We start from the raw sequence: 18,050 nt of genomic DNA on the forward strand, positions 1-18,050 counted from the left end.
AATTTATTAGTATCAAGTACTAGTACCTGATGCTAATTTACTTCATTGATCCGCTCTTGTCAATGTCATGAATAGTTCAAAAGGGATTGGCGAACGCTAAGATGGGGCCTGAAGCCTGATCAAACCGAAATGGAGGATGGCTAAATGCACAAAAAAATGATTGCTTTTTCCGCTGGCGTGCTGCTTAGTACAATGCTCGCGGGCTGTTCGGAAAACCAAGGGGATCTGGGTAATAAAAATATCCGTTCAAACAGCATAAGGTATGATGCTAACGGCAATTTGCTGAAGGATAAGCGCTTTGCCGATGATCAGATGAATGAGATGAACCGAGTAAACGGCCGTAGGTTGAACAGCAATAACGTTATCGGGTCGCATAAAAATTATCGGATGGAAATGAGCGAGAAAATTGCCGAGCAAATTACGGAAATGGATGCGGTTAAATTATCGTACGTCTTGCTCACCGACCATAATGCCTATGTCGCCGTATCTCTTGATGAGAATGAGCCTGCAGGTGACTCGAAATTGATGAGCCGTACAAATACCGGTTACATGGGCAAAGAAGGCGTCCGTATGAGCAGGCGAATGAGCAGCTTATCTACGGGACAGGATATGCTCACCGAACAAATAAAGGATGATATCGCAAATGAGGTCAAACGTATAAGACCAAGCGTGGAGCATGTGTACGTATCTGCCAATCCTGATTTTGTTGGAAGAATGAACGCGTATATGAACGATGTGAAGCTTGGACATCCGATTCAGGGCTTTATTGCGGAATTTAATTCTATGGCCGAGCGAATATTCCCGGCGAAATCGGGCGACAAGAAGATCGAAAATTATAGTATAAAAAACAAACGCATGATTTACGACTGATAAAATCATAGAGTAGATGGAAACCGGTTTACTGAGCAGCCGCTCTCAGAACCGGTTTTTTTGTGCAAAAGAGCGGATAAGGATGAGAGATTAAAGCGAATTAAAATAGGCTTTGATAGGGGTTTCCTATGAAATTAGGCAATCATAGGATATGGTATACCTTTAATTAGACTGGGAGGAGCAGCATGATAATTGGAACGGTTACAAGCGCAGGCTATTTACCGAGAGCAATGATCATGGCAAGATCGGTTAAAAAACATATGCCAGGAAGCAAAGTTGTTGTTGGTATCATAGAAGATAAGATTCCGGAACCAGCGCTCCGTTTTCCTTATTTTGATGAAGTTATTCTAATGAAAGATATCTTTCGGAGCTCCAATTCTCATAAGTTTTTTTTTCAATATACGATACAAGAAGCGATCCGTTCATGCAAGGCGCAAGTGATGAGGTATATTTATAATAAATATGCAGCTGAGAAAATGATGGTCTATGTGGAAGCGGATATGAAGTTATTAAGCCCTTTAGATGAGCTCCCAGCCGTTCTGGAGAAGTATCCTATAGTGCTTACGGGGCATTTCATTTATCCGGAAACATTGGATCCCGATCATTTGGAAGAAGTACGTAAAGCAGGCATACACCATTCGGGCTTTGTTGCGTTAAATAGGCATCCAGCGGCAGAAAAATATTTGCTTTGGTGGTCAAAGCTAAGCGATCATCATGGCTATTACGATCATGAGAAAAATCGCTTTGCCGATCAAGATTGGCTGGATATATCCCAACACTTTTTTGACAACGTTTATTCACTTCGGCATGCCGGCTATACGATATCATCTTTGAACTTATTAGAGAGATGGAATATAGACAGGGTTGGCGAGGATTTACACGTCATTAACGGTCAACCTCTACGCTGCATACAATTTTCTCCCCAGTTTCTGCAAGCCGCTTCGTGGATCGATCCTCACAAAGAACAAATTTATAGTGATCTCTATCACCAATATATGAATGAAATGAAAGAGCTGGAACGAAGCAATCGACATCTATCAAAGTGGAGCTACGGCTTTTTCTCGAGCCGGGAACCGATAAGTGATGAGACGAAAAGGATTTTTCTCAAAAATTATTATGAAAACCCGGAAATTGTAAACCCTTTTTTATTATCCAATGCCTATTTCAATATGGAGTCAAAGCGTAAAAGTATCGACATGATACCCATTCGCGCACGATCTGAGAAGATAATGCCAAAGCAGCGCCGGGTGATTCAAGCCGGAAAAACTAAAGCAAGGCGAAAAAAGATCAACGCCAGCCGTAAAAAGATCAGCGCTAGCCGTAAAAAGCGTATTCGGCGAAACGGTTAATGGAAGGTTTAAACCCATACAAATGAAGGCATCTACCCTCGCGTAGATGCCTATTTAATTTTCGTTAGCTAAAAGCTTTATAAGGCTGAAGCTTTATCTATATAATTCCACGCATTCTCTATTTAATAGTAGTAGAACGTCCAAACCGCTTCATGATTCACTTCATATACTACTCTTAGCTTAGTAACAAACTAGAAAGAAGGCGAGAAAATAGGATATGAGTGATGACCTTAAACCAAAAACCAATACAGAGCAGCGAACGGTGGCCATCATAGGCCAGGGCTATGTCGGCCTTCCGTTAGCGCTTCTCTTCGTGAAAAAGGGATTTCATGTGTTGGGAATCGATTTGGATCGTAGAAAAATTGAAATGCTGCGTAAAGGAAAGAGCTATATTACTGAAATTCCGGACAGTGATATTCAGGAAGCCATATCCTCTGCCAGGTTCACACCAACCGATCAATTCAGCTTTATGGAGGCAGCCGAAGCAATCGTTATTTGTGTTCCCACGCCGCTAACCTCGTATGGAACACCGGATTTGAGTTATTTGACGCAAGCAGCAGGGGAAATTGGCGGAAGATTGCAGAAAGGTCAGCTGGTCATTTTAGAGAGCTCCACTTATCCGGGAACGACCAGAGAAGTACTGCTGCCAGTCTTGAATAAAACGGGATTACAGGTAGGTTCAGACTTTTTTGTGGCCTATTCACCGGAGCGGGTGGATCCAGGCAATGAGGAGTATCCGGTTGAGAAAATTCCGAAAGTAGTTAGCGGAATCACGCCTAGCTGCATGGGCAGAGTAGAAGAGTTATACGGGCAGCTATTTATTAAAGTCCATCCAATTTCATCAACAGATGCAGCCGAAATGACGAAACTATTGGAAAACTCATATAGACTGATCAACATCTCGTTTATTAATGAATTGGCGATGATTTGCGATGTTCTTAACTTGAATTTATGGGAGATTATCGAAGCTGCAAGCAGTAAGCCTTTCGGCTTTAAAGCCTTTTATCCGGGTCCAGGGATCGGGGGACATTGCATACCAGTGGATCCTTCTTATTTGTTATGGAAGATAAAACAATTTGGCATTAATTCTGATTTTATTCAAATTTCAAATGCGGTTAATCATATGATGCCTTTGTATATCATGCGGCAGCTTAAACAACATCTGGAACAGAAGTCGCTGACGGGCTCACGCATATTAGTTTATGGGGCTGCCTATAAACGGGATATCGCCGATTACCGCGAATCAGCTTCGCTGGAGCTTATGCATATGCTTCAGATTGAAGGGGCAGACGTGTTCTATCATGATCCGTTCATTCCTTCACTGCAGCTTGGCGATAACAAATTCGAAAGCCTAGAACTGACAGAAGAAACGTTGAGTAAAATGGATTGCGTCGTGATCGCTACCGATCATTCTTCCATGCCTCTGGAGCTCTTATTGGAACATGCGCCTCTAATCTATGACACGCGGAATGTGACTAGAAGCCTAAAAGGAAAAGCCAAAATCGTGAGACTGGGAGGAGGCTATTCTTGAGTTCATTCTCTAACCCTATGGATGAAGAGCATCATCAAACCGCTGATGACGTCGAGATAGCAGAAGATTCAAGTGGAGAAGAACTTCAGGATCAAGAGACCAGCAATACCTCCGAAACCGCAAATGAGATTACGGATGATGTTCTACCGGTGCAACCGGTGGTGCTGCCGGTGCAACCGATGCTGTCGGTGCTCCCGGTGCTCCCGTTGAATAATAAATGTGTGATTGTAGAAATTCATTTTAATTCTTACGGTTTCAAAAAAGAAAGATTTACAAAAAAATGGATCGATTATCGGATAAAGATTTTCATGATGTATACGTGCAGATGTTTGATGAAACAGACGAACAAAAACTTCAAAGCTTTTATTTATTATGCGGATCAGTCTAATTCTTTGATTCAACGAGCGCTGCGTAGATATAAAAAGCTTCCCTCCAATATACAATTTGTTCGAATCTCAGACAGAAATAAGCGGGTGCTGGACTGCTTAGAAGGATTTAAGCATGTATATTTTGTACGCGTCGATTCCGACGACATGTACCGTAAAAATTTTATTGCACAGCTCCACGCTTTCAAGCCGAAACCGTCAACAAAAGCTTTAATCAATCAAAGAGGCTTCTGGTATGATTCCAATCGCAAGCGATTGGCAGCCGTCGTCCGCAAATCTCCGCCGTTTTATACACTTATTTTTAAGACGGAAGATTATAAAAAAGGAATGCGGTACCCGCTTAAGGGACATGGAAGCGTGATTCGGCTCCGTCATGAAAAGTTAAAGCCGCGTAACTATATGGTAATTATCCATGGAAAGAATACTTCAACCCGGTACAGAATTAAAAAAAAGACAGATTATAGGGTTAAGCGAAAACGGATCAGTAAAATTATGAATATGTACAGATGAAAGCCTAATTTGAAGTAAGTATCATTTGGATATAGGCTCGGACACTCACGGTAAACTAAAAGGTCGATTGAGGTATGGTAATACCTCTCTCGAAAATTTCAACTTCTAGCTTCTTTATTATAGGGAGGAGTGAATGATGAAATATAGAATCAAGTTGATGTTTTTGGTAATTGCAGATAGTGCCTTGTTAGCTCTTAGCTTATTATGTTCCATTTATTTGACCGACGGAAGAATTCATCAGATGGATTGGTCTTGGATAAACTTGATGTCCGGCATTATCTTTATTGCATTTAGTAACATCATCCTCGCCGCTAATAAATCGTATAAGGCTTTAAGGCGGTACACTGGCATTCGGGAAATGGTCAAAGTATTTCAATCGATCCTTTTGTCTTCGATATTGTATGCGGTAGTCGATCAATTTTTGATGGTAAATCCCCGTCCAATTCGAGAATATCTTATTCAAGGCGCAATTGCTGTATTGTTCCTTTGTTCGCTTAGAGCTGAATCAATAGTTGTGAAATACAAGTACAAGACACAATCAAAATTTAATAGAAAAGCGTTAATCATTGGAGCGGGCGATGCAGGAACCATAGTCTCCAAACAACTCATTTTATCTGATAGGGAAGAATTAAATCCTATCGGTTTTATTGATGATGACCCTAGGAAACTGTACTTTGAAATAAATGGGTTACCCGTTCTGGGGAACAGAACCAATATCTCTCAAATCGTGGCTGAGTATGGGATTACAGATATCATTGTCGCGATTCCCTCTGCCTCAAAGAATACAATAAAAGAAATCGTAGAAATCATCAAAACGACATCGGTCAATATTAGGATATTACCTCGTATATATGATGTGATCCTTGGCCGGATTTCCGCAGATGAGATACGCGATATAGATGTTAAAGATTTGCTTGGAAGAGACTTAGCAATCAGTTCTACGGCTGACATGGAGCATTTTTTAAAGGACAAGATTATTCTAATTACCGGTGCAGGCGGTTCAATAGGTGGAGAACTTGTCTACCAAACTGCACAGTTTAACCCGCGCCGCTTGATTATGTTTGGACATGGTGAGAACAGCATCCATCAGATTGAAATGACGGTAAGAGAACATTTTCCTCATGTGGCGGTTGAAAGTGTTATAGCGGACATTCAAAATCTTGATGATGTAGAACAAGTATTTCAACGGTATCAGCCCCATGTAGTCTTTCATGCAGCAGCGCATAAGCACGTCCCCCTAATGGAACATAACCCTGGATCCGCTATAAAGAACAATGTTTTCGGAACAATTAACATGGCTGAGAGTGCAATTAAGTTTGGAGTAGATCGTTTTGTATATATCTCGACTGACAAAGCGGTACACCCCATTAATGTAATGGGTCTGACCAAACGGGCAGCTGAAATGATGATTCAATATTTTTCTTTAAAAGGTGCAACAAAATTTTCAATTGTGCGATTCGGGAATGTGTTGGAAAGTCGCGGAAGCGTCATTCCCATATTTAAGAAACAAATTGCGAAGGGGGGACCGATAACGGTCACACATCCGGATATGATCAGGTATTTTATGACTATCCCTGAGGCCGTTCATCTTGTTTTACAAGCCGGAGCTTTATCCAGAGGGGGAGAAGTCTTTGTGTTGGATATGGGTGAGCCTGTCAAAATTTCTGATCTAGCGAAGTCTTTGATCCATTTGGCAGGATATAAACCGGAGCGTGACATCAAGATTGTGTATACGGGCATTCGCCCAGGAGAAAAACTGGCGGAATCACTATTTTACGAAGAGGAACGGAGTATGCCGAGCTCGCATCCGCATATTTTCATCGCTACACCGAAACCGATTGGATGGGAACGTCTACTTTTGGATGTGAAGCGCCTTGAACTGGCTATGATCCAACAAGACCCTTCCCAATTGAAGCAGTGTCTTGAAACCATCATACTAAACGATTCTACTCTTTCATCGCCCCCCTAATGGCTTAAGACATAAAAGCACTGTTCGAAATACGATAAAGAAGAGATGTCCTTCAGCCGACCAAGACACGCTATTGGTGGCTTGGATTAAGTCTTTCAAAGCAGGATTTCCACCTTCTAAACTTCACAACCTAAGCATGGTTCGTAAGTTGAGTTAATAAATAGCGTGAAGTAGTCCCGATCCTTTCACAAGGTGGGACTATTTTAAGCTCGCCGCTCTACTGGATGGATAATGCTGAATAATATAGGTCATAGATACGCTGATTTAGGAGACACTTAATTTGATGGTGGAAATGAAAAAGGGTAAAGACTGATTCAGGACCTGTGCTACAAGCGCTCGAAGCCGAAATTTGTTAGCGGTCATAAGACCATGGCAATCAGGTTTTGAATGTTTCTGTAACCGCGGGCTCTTCGTTTGGCAGCTTGCACAAGTCCATTAATATCTTAGAGCAGGCATTATATCATTTGGTACCCTAGCCTCCTCTTAATCGTCGTGTTCTCATTGACTGAAGCGAGGAAGCCCTATTTTATGTTTATAACAAACTACTGTCCACACATCTTCTTTTATTACGCATAGTATGGATTCGAGAGAAAACAAGGCGTTGAATAAATGAATTAGCAACTTTGGCTACACAAAGCCAAAACTAAGCTTGGTAAATCGGCATCAATTTGCAATATTCGTTGGCTTTGACGAAGTGCTTCACGACTTGCTTATAAGCCCTGATATAAGTTATAAGCTGGGAGTCAGTGGCCGTAAGTATTCTATTAACCACCGTAATCCAGAAAAGATTGTTCGTCAGTTGATTACGATATACAACAGCTTATGATAAATAGAAAGCGATGAAACGAGAGGTAAATGAATATGAAAAAAGTTCTGTTTATCAGTTACCTATTTCCCCCGATAGGGGCAAGCCAGCGCGCACTTAAATTCGCCAAATTTCTTCCACAGTTTGGATGGTCGCCAATAATTCTTACCCCGGAAAAGTCGAATTATCCCAAAGTCGACAAAACGATGTTGAATGAAATACCTAAAGAATGCGAGGTCTTTAGGCTCAAGTCATGCGAAAAACTTCCGGGAAATCCATATATTACAATAAATGATTTTTTACAGGGATGGTTTCCGGCTACGATAATGGAAGGTGTCAGATTAATTGAAGAAAAGAAAATTGACGCCATATATAGCGTTTCGGCTCCCTACGTATCCTTATTATCCGGCTTAGCTTTAAAGCGACTTACCGGAAAACCGCTTGTAATCGACCTAAGAGACGAGTGGACCACAAACCCGTTTATTCAAAGAAGTCGGTATAAAAAAGATATAGGATTTAATAAGAAACTAGAAATACAAGTACTAAAAGAGTCTGACGCTGTCATTACTGTTTCCGACAGTATTAAGGACACGTTATTTAAGTTGTCTGGCACTAAATCAAAAAAAAAATTTCATACCATCATGAATGGTTATGATTCGGAAGATTTTAATAACATTACACTAACAACCCAAAATAACGATAAGTTTAAGATTTGTTATATGGGCTCTATATATGGACACATAAAAATATTAGCCGATCGCTTTTTTAAGGATTTTGAAAAAAGCCTTCGCGAGAAAAAGATTCGTTCGAACAAAGTTGAAATAAGACTAGTCGGTTATCTTGACAACATCCGTTTTCCGGACAACTGGAAGTTAAACAGTCTGATAAAGAGAACGGGTTACGTAAATCATAATAGTGCCCTTAAGATGGCAGCTTCATCCGATCTTCTCCTTCTTTTAATTGATCCAAAACAAGGAGACCAGACTGTCACGAGTAAAATATTTGAGCTTATTAATTTAAGAAAACCAATACTTGCTATCGTCCCTCCGAATGGGGCAGCAGCGAAAATAATTAGAGAAACTCGCACAGGAATAGTCATAGATTCGAATCGCCCTTGGGAAGCCATACGAATCATTGAGACATATATACGCTCATGGGAACAAGGTGTTCTTAGAATAAATCCTGACATGCATGCGATTGAAAACTATGACCGAAGGAGATTGACTGAAAGATTGGCAGCCATATTGAATAATGTTACAAAATAAATCATTTATCGATGAAATGTTAGTGAATGCTGCAGCGCGTGAACTGCGAGAGCACGATACAGGCATGTGGTGACCTTCGATCACGTCGAGCAAGCAATGGATGAGTTGGATTTATCTCATGTTAGCTAAGACCGTGGAGCATCATAAGAAAGACAGTGGTTTCACAGCAGGATGACTAATTGTAGTCCCCACCGTATAACAGGATGGGGACTACGTTGTATAACTGGATTCAAATTATCCTGAATTCCGAAAGCTTAGTATATCAAGCCACCACGACCCTGAGAATATCATATCGTACCGAGGGAGTTTATAAACGATATTTGAGGGGATTCCATATAGAATCCCCACATTGTTCAACTCTAAAACCACTCTGCAAAAACATGAATCGCTATTTTGATAGGACAAGATGTCTTAAGCTCTCCGACTGCATATTGTAAAGAAAAACATCAAAAGGAGGCAGAGCGGTGAAGAGCTTGGTGATCGTTGGAATGGGGGGGCATAGTAAAGTTGCAGCAGATGTTGCCTTGAGACTAGGTTACAAAATTATTGGCTATGTGGATGATACCCCCCGCCTTGGGAACTCATCTTATATTTGTACGCCTAATGACTTTATAAAGCGTGTGGATTATCATAATCATGAAGTATTTATCGCGATCGGGAACAATAAATCAAGGGAAGATATGGTAAGTCAATTTAATGCTATTTCGATTCGATATGCAACATTAATAGACCCTTCGGCTATCACCAGTCCTTTGGTTGAGATTAAGGAAGGTTCTTTGGTGATGCCGGGGTCTGTTATTAATACCCATTCAAAGATTGGAAGTCATTCTATTATTAATACCTCTTCCTCAGTTGATCATGACTGCTTCATTGAGGACTTTGTTCACTTATCGCCGGGTGTTCATCTGGCTGGCGGCGTTACCGTAAAGAAAGGAGCGCATCTTGGTATAGGATGTGTGGTTATTCCTTCCATCACTATTGGTGAAAAATCTGTCGTTGGAGCAGGAGCTGTAGTAGTCAAAGATGTCCCTGCAAATGTCACGGTGGTTGGAGTACCTGCCCAAATTATTAAAAGTCATAAATAAGTGGCAGTCGGAATACTTAGTCAAGGCTCTTATACACCGTAATCAGTTGTTGTGCTATCTTCATGGGGTCATGGTGCTCGGCAGCGTAGGCCCTGCCTCTAACTCCAAGTTCATATCGAAGTTGGGGATTCGTTATCAAATTATAAAGCGCTTTTTCAAACGTAAGAGGGTTAGCAGGAACAACTGGCATATTAGCCGGATACTTAGTGAGAAGGTCTTCCCGGATATGTGAAATAACGGGCTTACCCAATAACATGGCTTCAATGGCCACTGTACCGTATATCCCTAAATGAAGCTGGTCGACCAATATATCCGCTTTTCTTATCCATTTAAGGACGTTTGCATTTGACGTATTCTCAACCTGAACATAGTCAAAATTTAAATTTTGTTTCAGAGTCTTGACTACCCTCCCAATATGATCTGTCCCTTTTATATAGCGATTGCTTGGAGCATGTACGACAAGAGGTCTTTGGTTGTTTGCATCGGGATAAAGAGGACTGAATTTTCTATGATCCACCACCGCTCGAACAAGATATGCCTTTTTGAAATAGCCTTTAATGTATTCAAACAGTTCGTGGTCAGGGACAATGACCGCATCGACGAATTTCGATAAGACCGTTAATCTGCGATGAATTTCGTTTTCGTCGGTAAGCTTTACTCTTGCAAAGGGATTCATGAGCTTGGCAATTGAAGCCTTTCTGACTTCGGATCCCCAGAAGGACATGACGATCCTTTTATTAGTTAGATTTAGATAAGGCAAGTCCGTATAATTGTATTTGGTGAACGTTTCTCCGCCGTGAAAATGAAATATTTGGTATTTTTCCGAGCTTTTTATTGCGTAATTCATCATGGCACGTCCTCGAAGGGATTTAGGAACTTTGTGTATTGGCGAAGGCAGCCCGTCGGGAAATGCAAAGCGACCACGTTTTACATAACTGCAAAATGACACCGGGAGTCCAAGTTTTTGTAGAGAAGTTGCTTGTGTGCTCATTTGTCCGGCTGGGTTTACCGGTGTATGCAAGATCCTCCCTAGCTGCGGGGCGGATATCATTTTATCAGGCTCGGGTTCAATAAGTATAGTGTTTAGCTTGGGATGAGGTGTACTGAAACGCAACGGTACTAACTGGGTTATCGGTTTGATGACTCTTTTCTTTGGTTTTGCTTTCTTTTTTTTAAAAATCATTCTTTTTTTTGGTTTAGGTTTATTTATAATAATTTTTTTTAAACGCAGTTTCTGTTTCAAAACCATTCTTTTTTTTGGTTTAGATTTTTTTTTAATATTTTTTTTCAAACGTAGCTTTTGTTTCAAAACCATTCTCTTTTTTGGGGGATGTTTTTTTTTCGTTCTTTTAATATGGGGAGCGGCATTTCTTGTTGGCTTTAGCTTCGTATTTCTTTTAACATTTTGTTGTTTAATCGGGCGTAGCCTTCGGATGCCTGCGTTAGTCTTCTTGTTCATCTATTAAGTCGCTTCCTTCCTGATAAGAACTGATAACTTCATAGTATAGTATGGGGGTGAGTAAAAACGGACACGGCTTGCGTCCATCGTTCGACAAAAGGTTTTGTTTCAAACGTGCAATCAGAGAACGATCTCCCTGCATATATCGTTACTAAAGATATAAAAATAATTGCTATGGGAGATTGGGAAAAATGACAAAAGATGCAGGTCGGATTTATCTTTCTTCTCCCCATATGAGCGGAAAAGAACAACAATATGTAGATGACGCATTTCAATCGAATTGGATCGCTCCTCTGGGTCCTCATGTGGATGCCTTTGAAAAGGAAATTGCCAATTATGTTCAGAGTGCGGGAGCGGTAGCAATGTGTTCAGGAACGGCAGCGATTCATTTATCTTTGAGGCTGCTCGGGGTCGGTAAAGGCGATACTGTGTTTTGTTCTACTTTAACTTTTGTTGCCAGCGCTAACCCCATTTTATATCAGGGAGCTGAACCGGTTTTTATCGATTCCGAACCTATGTCGTGGAACATGTCACCCGTCGCTTTGAAACATGCTTTCGTCCACGCTGATAATACCGGGAAACTTCCTAAGGCGGTCATTGTTGTAAATCTATACGGCCAAAATGCCGATATGGATCCTTTGTTAGCGCTCTGCAATGAATATAACGTACCGGTGATTGAAGACGCGGCCGAATCCTTAGGTGCCACTTACCGTAATAAGGCAAGCGGAACCTTTGGCAAATTCGGAATTTACTCTTTTAACGGGAACAAAATGATTACGACCTCAGGCGGCGGCATGCTGGTATCGAACGATCTCGAAGCGTTGGAAAAGGCGCGGTTCTGGGCCACTCAGGCCCGAGATTCCGCCCGTCATTATGAACATAGCGAAGTGGGTTACAATTATCGTTTAAGTAACGTATTGGCAGCAATCGGAAGGGCTCAATTGCAGGTGTTAGAGGATCGCATCACCGCACGCCGAACCGTATTCGAACGTTATTATTCGGAATTGGGAGACATCGACGGGATACGCTTTTTATCTGAAGCGTCCTATGGTCGATGTACCCGTTGGCTAACTGCCTTAATCATAGACCCGACGAAGCTAGGAGTGTCAGTTGATCAAGTCATCGACGAACTAGCTTTATATAATATCGAGGCTCGCCCCGTTTGGAAGCCGATGCATTTGCAACCGCTATTCAAGCATTATCTGTATTTCGTTCACGGCGATAGCAGTATTTCAGACAGTTTGTTCAACAATGGAATTTGTTTACCGTCAGGATCAAATTTGACGCAAGAAGATCAGAAATTTGTAATAGCTTGTTTTAAACGGGCTATTGTACAAAAAAAGCCCTAAGATCGGGCTCCGATTCCTTTTTCCTCAATGTTGAAAGAGGACGATTAGCACTCAGGAGCCTGATTGCAGCCCAGCGAGTATATGGTGTAATCCTACGGATTATTGTAGGTGGCTTTCAATTGTGAAGCTTGCCCCCTTCACGGAAGGTGATGCATTGATAATTGCTGTTGCATTCGATGAACATCGGAAGACCGTCTGCCGTGATGCTACTGGACGGGGCTTTGGCGCTGTCACAAAATCGGCGTCTGGATCTCCTCCCGTTCGCAATGTCGGCAGGCATACACAATCCGTTTATATAACTTTTTTAAAATTGATTCCTCACTTACTACATAGCTTATAGACTTATCAAACTATTCGAGTGAGTTAGTGTGTGTTCGAGAGAATAGTTGAGAAAAGGTAAATAGGGACAAACCGTCAGTTTCTTATTTATTTGTCGAGGCTAAACCTAATATATAAACGAATGCCGTTTCCGTACACTTGGATTCACACGTAAAATGAAATAATCGGGATATAAAGAAGAGGTGTGATAGTGATTATAAGACGTGAACAAAATTTTATCCGAAAAATAATAAAAAAACGAAAACAAACGGCTCACCAATCAGCCAATCGAATGTTAAATAACATAAAATCAAGAAAAGTAATCGAAAGAATAAAAAAAGTTACAAGAATAAGAACCTCAAAAAGGAAAAGCAGAAAGAGAATAAGCAATCGGCAAACAATCGGAGAGAAGCGGCTGTATAACAAAAGAACAGTAAAGAAGCCAATAAAAGTGGAAAGACTAAAAATATTGGCACTCATAAAACCGTTTGAAACTATGGAAGTAAAACGATACCATCCTGCGATCGAAGCTTTGAAACAATTTGCAGAAGTCCGGTATTGGTCCGAGGACGGAAGTATATTGGATATACTTAAGAAAATGAGTTGGAAGCCCGATTTTGTATTCCATTATGATTATACAGCGTCTTATTCTTATTCACCCCGAATTACCGACTTGAATAAAGTCGACATTCCTAAAGGCTGCTATGTTCTCAATATTCATACGCGTCCTGAAGTTCGAAGAGCATATATTTTAGAGAATAATGTAGATCTCTTATATGCAGCGTCAAAAGATTCATTCTTGGAGGTATTCCCAGAGTGTGAAGAAAGATTCAGAGAGTTGCCCAGTCCAATTCAACCGAATGTTAAAGAGGACAGGAAGATAAACTCGGAGCCGCTTACCTCTTCTACTCTCGTTCAAAACGATTATTCAGCCGTTCAATGCGCTCAGCAGTTAATAGCCACAATAAAAGATTATTTGAATATGAAGCATCTCGCAGCGCTTATAACAAACGGGGCGGTTCCTCGAAAGAAGAAATTAAAGATCTTGATCCTCATAAAAAAATTTGCTCAAACCATGCCTAAACATCAGCATAAATACGATATGATCAAAGCCATTAGACAATTTGCTCAAGTCAGCTATTGGCATAAGAATGGTGATATACGAAACATATTAAAAAAAATAAAGATGAAGCCGGATTTTATTTTCCATTACGACATTTCATGGAATTATGCATTTTCTCCCAAGATAACCAATTTGTCGAAGGTGAAAATACCTAAAGGATGTTATGTGCTTGATGTTCATTGGCGTCCGAATGAAAGAAAAGCCTATTTTGACAAAATAGCAAAACCGAATTTAATTTTCTCGGCAAGTAAATACCCTTTCCTGAAAGCTTTTCCTGAATGCATTAGAAGATTTAGATGGGCTCCATTTGCAATAAACCCCAATATTATTAGAGATTATAAAGAAAATAAAGACATTGATTTTGCTCTTATGGGTCTGCTGCACCCGCCCGGACGATATCCGTTCAGGGAAACGGTTTTGAACAGAATGACCAAAGTTAATGGTTTCTTACATTTCACACATCCGGGTCATCACGTTCAAAATAAACCAGGCATTCTAATTAACACAGAATATGCAAGAGCGATAAATAGAACAAAACTATTTTTCACTTGCGGTAGTCAATTGGAAATTCCCGTTGCGAAGTTTTTTGAAGGACCCGGATGCAGATCTTTGCTATTGGCTGAACCCAATAAGGATATTTTAGAATTGGGCTTTAAAGATAAAATAAATTTCATTGCGTGCTATGGAGGGGATATTTACCGGAAAGCCATTTATTATCGAACCCATCATCTGGAACGAGAACTGATTAGTCAAAACGGCTATGATTTTATACAGACTCACCATACTAACCAAGTGCGGGCAAATCAGTTTGTTGCTGCTATCGAGGAGTTTCTGAAACGGAAGAAATAAAGCAAAAAAAGCGGATGAGCGTTTCCGTTTAAAAAGACAAAGTACCGCCTAGAGGGCGATACTTTGTTTTTTTTCTTGCAAGCGATTTTTATTTCATCTCTTTTAAGTAAGTGAAAATAGGTAATCATTCATTTTGTTTCCCTGTTTTACAAATATTGATACATTGTCCATACCAGCCTGATTGTTCTCTCATATACTATGACGTAAATGAAATATTTCGGAAAGGCTTTGCTTAACCGAAAGGGGGGATACTTTATGCAACCTGTAAGAATTGCATTGATAGGTTGCGGTTATATCGCGCAAAAACATGTACGTTCTTTGCTAGAAATAGGAGAGGAAGTAGAATTGGTAGCTCTATGCGATATTGATAAACAACAGCTGGAACGTTTTGCTAAGGATGTATGCAAGCCTCATTATCCGAATATACGACTCCATACTACGATTGAAGAATGTTTGAGCAGAGATGATATTGATCTGATTGCGATTACAACCAGCAGTCATACCCATGCAGCTATCTCCATTGCGGCTCTTCAAGCGGGCAAGCACGTTCTGGTAGAGAAACCGCTTGCGTTGTCGATTCAAGATGCTAGATTAGCGGAGGCTGAAGCGAAGCAGCGTGGTCTTATTCTTGCTGTTTCGTTGCAAACCAGATATTTGTCGCAGATGCAAGCGATAAAAAAGGCTACTGACGAAGGGCGATTCGGGCGTTTGATTCATGGTGTCGTATCGATGAGGTGGAATCGGAATATGGATTACTATCATGCCAGTCCTTGGCGGGAATCTTGGGCCAAAGGTGGCGGGTTATTTATGAATCAATGCATACATTACATCGACCTCCTTCAATGGTTAATGGGGCCTGTTGTGTCGGTATACGGAGAAGCCGACACGTTTGCACAACCCTTGCATGTGGAAAATATGGGAGTCGCCGTGTTGAAATTCGCAAACGGTGCGACCGGTAATGTCGAAGCCTCAGCCTGTGTTTATCCGAAAAGCCTTCTAACCTCACTTAGCCTGTTCGGCGAGAGGGGATCAGTGTCACTCGAAGGCGTGAGATTAAACGAACTAAAACAATGGAACTTTGAAAATGATCAAATCGAGGATGAAAGTGTACTCGAAAGAACGGATGAAATTTCCCATACCCCCCTATATAAAGACATGATACAAGCGATTACAACGGGAACCTCACCCTTGGTATCCGTAGAAACGTCGATAGATTCTTTGGAGGTCATTCTGGCGATCTACAAGTCTATTAAGGAAGGCGTACCGGTACATCTGCCGCTCGATCATTTTGACATGAAAAATATGACGCTAATAAGCAAAGGAGGGGACCCGCATTGATTATTCCTTTAATCGATTTGCATGCCCAGTACCTGGAGCTGAAAAAGGACATCTTAGAGGCGACGGAGCGGGTATTTGATAGCGGGGTTTATATTTCAGGGCCGGAAGTGGAAGCTTTGGAGAAAGACATAGCATCCATTACACAATCCAAACATGCAGTTTCCACCGCAAACGGTACTGATGCCCTGATCCTGGCTTTGGAAGCATGCGGGGTCGGACCGGGCGATGAGGTCATTACTACGCCATATACTTTTTTTGCGACGGCAGAGGCCATCGCAAGGCGAGGTGCCATTCCCGTATTCGCCGATATCGACGAGCGAACGTATAACCTGTCTCCCGAGGAGACGGAAAAGAAAATCACCTCAAAAACGAAGGCCATCATCCCGGTTCATATTTTCGGCCAACCGGCAGATATGGATGCCTTTAATGATATGGCTGAACGGCACAATCTTGCGATTATCGAGGATGCTTGCCAAGCATTGGGAGCCGGATACAAAAATAAACCGATTGGCGCTCTTGGCAGTATCGGATGCGTTTCCTTTTTTCCAACGAAAAATTTAGGAGGATATGGAGACGGAGGCATTGTCGTTACCAATGATGAGGAAATAGCAGAACGTATTAAGATTCTCAGTCACCATGGAAGCAAACGTAAATATTATCACGAGGTGGTTGGATATAACAGCAGACTGGATTCCTTACAAGCCGCTATCCTACGTGTGAAATTAAGCAAGCTGCAGGAGTGGAATGCCAAACGTCGACAGAAAGCCGCCCTCTATGCTCAGCAACTTGAACATTCGGCACTCCGAATTCCAACCGTTGATGCTCATGTAGATCATGTCTTTCATTTGTTTACTGTTGAATGCGACAATCGTGAACAAATTGCGGACCAATTGCAGCAGGCTGGCATTGCTACAGGTCACTATTACCCTTGCCCGCTGCATCTCCAAAAGGCGCTTGCCTATCTCGGATATAAACCGGGTGATTTCAAGGTAGCGGAGAAATTATGTGAACGCTCCTTGGCATTGCCGATGTCTCCACACCTAACGGACGACCAACAAGCCTATATCATCGAGAAAGTCAAACAATTTACAAAAGGTTGAGGTGTATAATGAATCAAAATCTAAGGATGGGACAGCATGTTGTGATTGGAGAAAACGTAACGATTGGCGAGGATGCGGTGATTGGCCATCATGTTGTCATATACGACGGGACTGTCATCGGCAACCAGGCAGTCATTCACGATCATGCGGTAATCGGCAAAAAACCGATGAAAGCACACAATTCCGCGACGACAACAAATCAGGTTTATCTGCTCCCGACAATTATCGGGGATGGATGCATTATTGGAACCTCCGCTATTATTTATGCGAATGCCTTCTTGGAGAACGATGTTTTCGTTGCGGATTTGGCGACCATTCGGGAACGGGTCGTCATCAGAGAGAAAACGATCATTGGTAGAGGGGTGGCAGTAGAGAATGATTGTACGATCGGAGCAAACTGCAAGCTTGAAACTAATTGTTATATTTGCGCATTCTCGACTTTGGAAGATCATGTATTCGTTGCTCCGTGCGTCGTCACAACGAATGATAATTATTTGGGCCGGACGAAGGAACGCTTTGGCAAGTTTAAAGGAGTGACGATCAAAAAAGGAGGGAGAATAGGCGCAAATGCGACAATTCTCCCAGGCAAAACCATTGAGGAAGACGGCGTTGTTGCTGCCGGAAGCATCGTCACGAAAGATGTAAAATCCAAAGAGCTTGTTGCGGGTTCACCAGCCCGCAAGATTAGGGATGTTTCACCGGATCAATGGTTGGAAAACCAATAGAAAAATGAGGATGAGGTAT

General features: G+C 41.6%; 13 protein-coding genes. 12 read left to right on the forward strand and 1 reads right to left on the reverse strand.

Annotated elements, in window-relative coordinates; translation table 11 throughout:
• Positions 1 to 144: 144 nt before the first annotated feature.
• From RCO25_RS14785 to RCO25_RS14815, 7 genes are all read left to right on the forward strand, one after another.
• A complete protein-coding gene (locus tag RCO25_RS14785) occupies positions 145 to 870 on the forward strand; it encodes a YhcN/YlaJ family sporulation lipoprotein (RefSeq protein WP_308996909.1) in 726 nt (241 codons plus the stop codon).
• Between the two features lie 185 nt (positions 871 to 1,055).
• Positions 1,056 to 2,219: a hypothetical protein gene (locus RCO25_RS14790; RefSeq protein WP_308996910.1), complete on the forward strand. Its 1,164-nt coding sequence runs from the start codon at positions 1,056 to 1,058 to the stop codon at positions 2,217 to 2,219.
• Positions 2,220 to 2,436: 217 nt separating this feature from the next.
• Positions 2,437 to 3,750 carry a nucleotide sugar dehydrogenase gene (locus RCO25_RS14795; RefSeq protein ID WP_308996911.1) on the forward strand — a complete coding sequence of 438 codons (1,314 nt, stop codon included), beginning with the start codon at positions 2,437 to 2,439 and terminating at the stop codon, positions 3,748 to 3,750.
• On the forward strand, positions 3,747 to 4,646 hold the full coding sequence (locus tag RCO25_RS14800) for a glycosyltransferase family A protein (protein ID WP_308996912.1): 900 nt from the start codon (positions 3,747 to 3,749) through the stop codon (positions 4,644 to 4,646). Before RCO25_RS14795 ends, RCO25_RS14800 begins: the two co-directional genes overlap by 4 nt.
• Before the next feature lie 133 nt (positions 4,647 to 4,779).
• Positions 4,780 to 6,615 (forward strand): polysaccharide biosynthesis protein, encoded by a 1,836-nt coding sequence (locus RCO25_RS14805; RefSeq protein ID WP_308996913.1) that lies wholly within the window; start codon positions 4,780 to 4,782, stop codon positions 6,613 to 6,615.
• An 861-nt stretch (positions 6,616 to 7,476) separates the two neighbouring features.
• Positions 7,477 to 8,685 (forward strand): glycosyltransferase, encoded by a 1,209-nt coding sequence (locus RCO25_RS14810; protein WP_308996914.1) that lies wholly within the window; start codon positions 7,477 to 7,479, stop codon positions 8,683 to 8,685.
• Between the two features lie 464 nt (positions 8,686 to 9,149).
• Entirely contained in the window at positions 9,150 to 9,770 is a 621-nt protein-coding gene (locus RCO25_RS14815) for an acetyltransferase (protein ID WP_308996915.1), read from the forward strand.
• Positions 9,771 to 9,786: 16 nt separating this feature from the next.
• Here the strand turns inward: RCO25_RS14815 and RCO25_RS14820 are convergent, their stop codons facing one another.
• Positions 9,787 to 11,229: a glycosyltransferase family protein gene (locus RCO25_RS14820; RefSeq protein ID WP_308996916.1), complete on the reverse strand. Its 1,443-nt coding sequence runs from the start codon at positions 11,227 to 11,229 to the stop codon at positions 9,787 to 9,789.
• A 191-nt stretch (positions 11,230 to 11,420) separates the two neighbouring features.
• Here RCO25_RS14820 and RCO25_RS14825 point away from each other — a divergent pair, with 191 nt between their 5' ends.
• The 5 genes from RCO25_RS14825 (at position 11,421) to RCO25_RS14845 (ending at position 18,031) form a co-directional block, all read left to right on the forward strand.
• Complete coding sequence (locus RCO25_RS14825) at positions 11,421 to 12,578, forward strand: DegT/DnrJ/EryC1/StrS family aminotransferase (protein WP_308996917.1); 1,158 nt, start codon at positions 11,421 to 11,423, stop codon at positions 12,576 to 12,578.
• 529 nt (positions 12,579 to 13,107) lie between these two features.
• Entirely contained in the window at positions 13,108 to 14,868 is a 1,761-nt protein-coding gene (locus tag RCO25_RS14830) for a glycosyltransferase family protein (RefSeq protein WP_308996918.1), read from the forward strand.
• Positions 14,869 to 15,123: 255 nt separating this feature from the next.
• Entirely contained in the window at positions 15,124 to 16,206 is a 1,083-nt protein-coding gene (locus RCO25_RS14835) for a Gfo/Idh/MocA family protein (RefSeq protein ID WP_308996919.1), read from the forward strand.
• The gene (locus RCO25_RS14840; protein ID WP_308996978.1) at positions 16,206 to 17,306 is read left to right on the forward strand and encodes a DegT/DnrJ/EryC1/StrS family aminotransferase; all 1,101 of its coding nucleotides are present in this window, start codon (positions 16,206 to 16,208) and stop codon (positions 17,304 to 17,306) included. Before RCO25_RS14835 ends, RCO25_RS14840 begins: the two co-directional genes overlap by 1 nt.
• Before the next feature lie 8 nt (positions 17,307 to 17,314).
• Entirely contained in the window at positions 17,315 to 18,031 is a 717-nt protein-coding gene (locus RCO25_RS14845) for an acyltransferase (RefSeq protein ID WP_308996920.1), read from the forward strand.
• Positions 18,032 to 18,050: the final 19 nt, after the last annotated feature.

Origin of the sequence: Paenibacillus sp. LHD-38, from assembly GCF_031157315.1 — a bacterium.
Taxonomy (GTDB): Bacteria; Bacillota; Bacilli; order Paenibacillales; family Paenibacillaceae; genus Pristimantibacillus.

Coding starts and splice junctions, on each gene's coding strand:
- RCO25_RS14835 (WP_308996919.1), top strand. CDS start 15,124: ATGCAACCTGTAAGAATTGCATTGATAGGTTGCGGTTATATCGCGCAA.
- RCO25_RS14810 (WP_308996914.1), top strand. CDS start 7,477: ATGAAAAAAGTTCTGTTTATCAGTTACCTATTTCCCCCGATAGGGGCA.
- RCO25_RS14785 (WP_308996909.1), top strand. CDS start 145: ATGCACAAAAAAATGATTGCTTTTTCCGCTGGCGTGCTGCTTAGTACA.
- RCO25_RS14790 (WP_308996910.1), top strand. CDS start 1,056: ATGATAATTGGAACGGTTACAAGCGCAGGCTATTTACCGAGAGCAATG.
- RCO25_RS14845 (WP_308996920.1), top strand. CDS start 17,315: ATGAATCAAAATCTAAGGATGGGACAGCATGTTGTGATTGGAGAAAAC.
- RCO25_RS14795 (WP_308996911.1), top strand. CDS start 2,437: ATGAGTGATGACCTTAAACCAAAAACCAATACAGAGCAGCGAACGGTG.
- RCO25_RS14805 (WP_308996913.1), top strand. CDS start 4,780: ATGATGAAATATAGAATCAAGTTGATGTTTTTGGTAATTGCAGATAGT.
- RCO25_RS14825 (WP_308996917.1), top strand. CDS start 11,421: ATGACAAAAGATGCAGGTCGGATTTATCTTTCTTCTCCCCATATGAGC.
- RCO25_RS14820 (WP_308996916.1), bottom strand. CDS start 11,229: ATGAACAAGAAGACTAACGCAGGCATCCGAAGGCTACGCCCGATTAAA.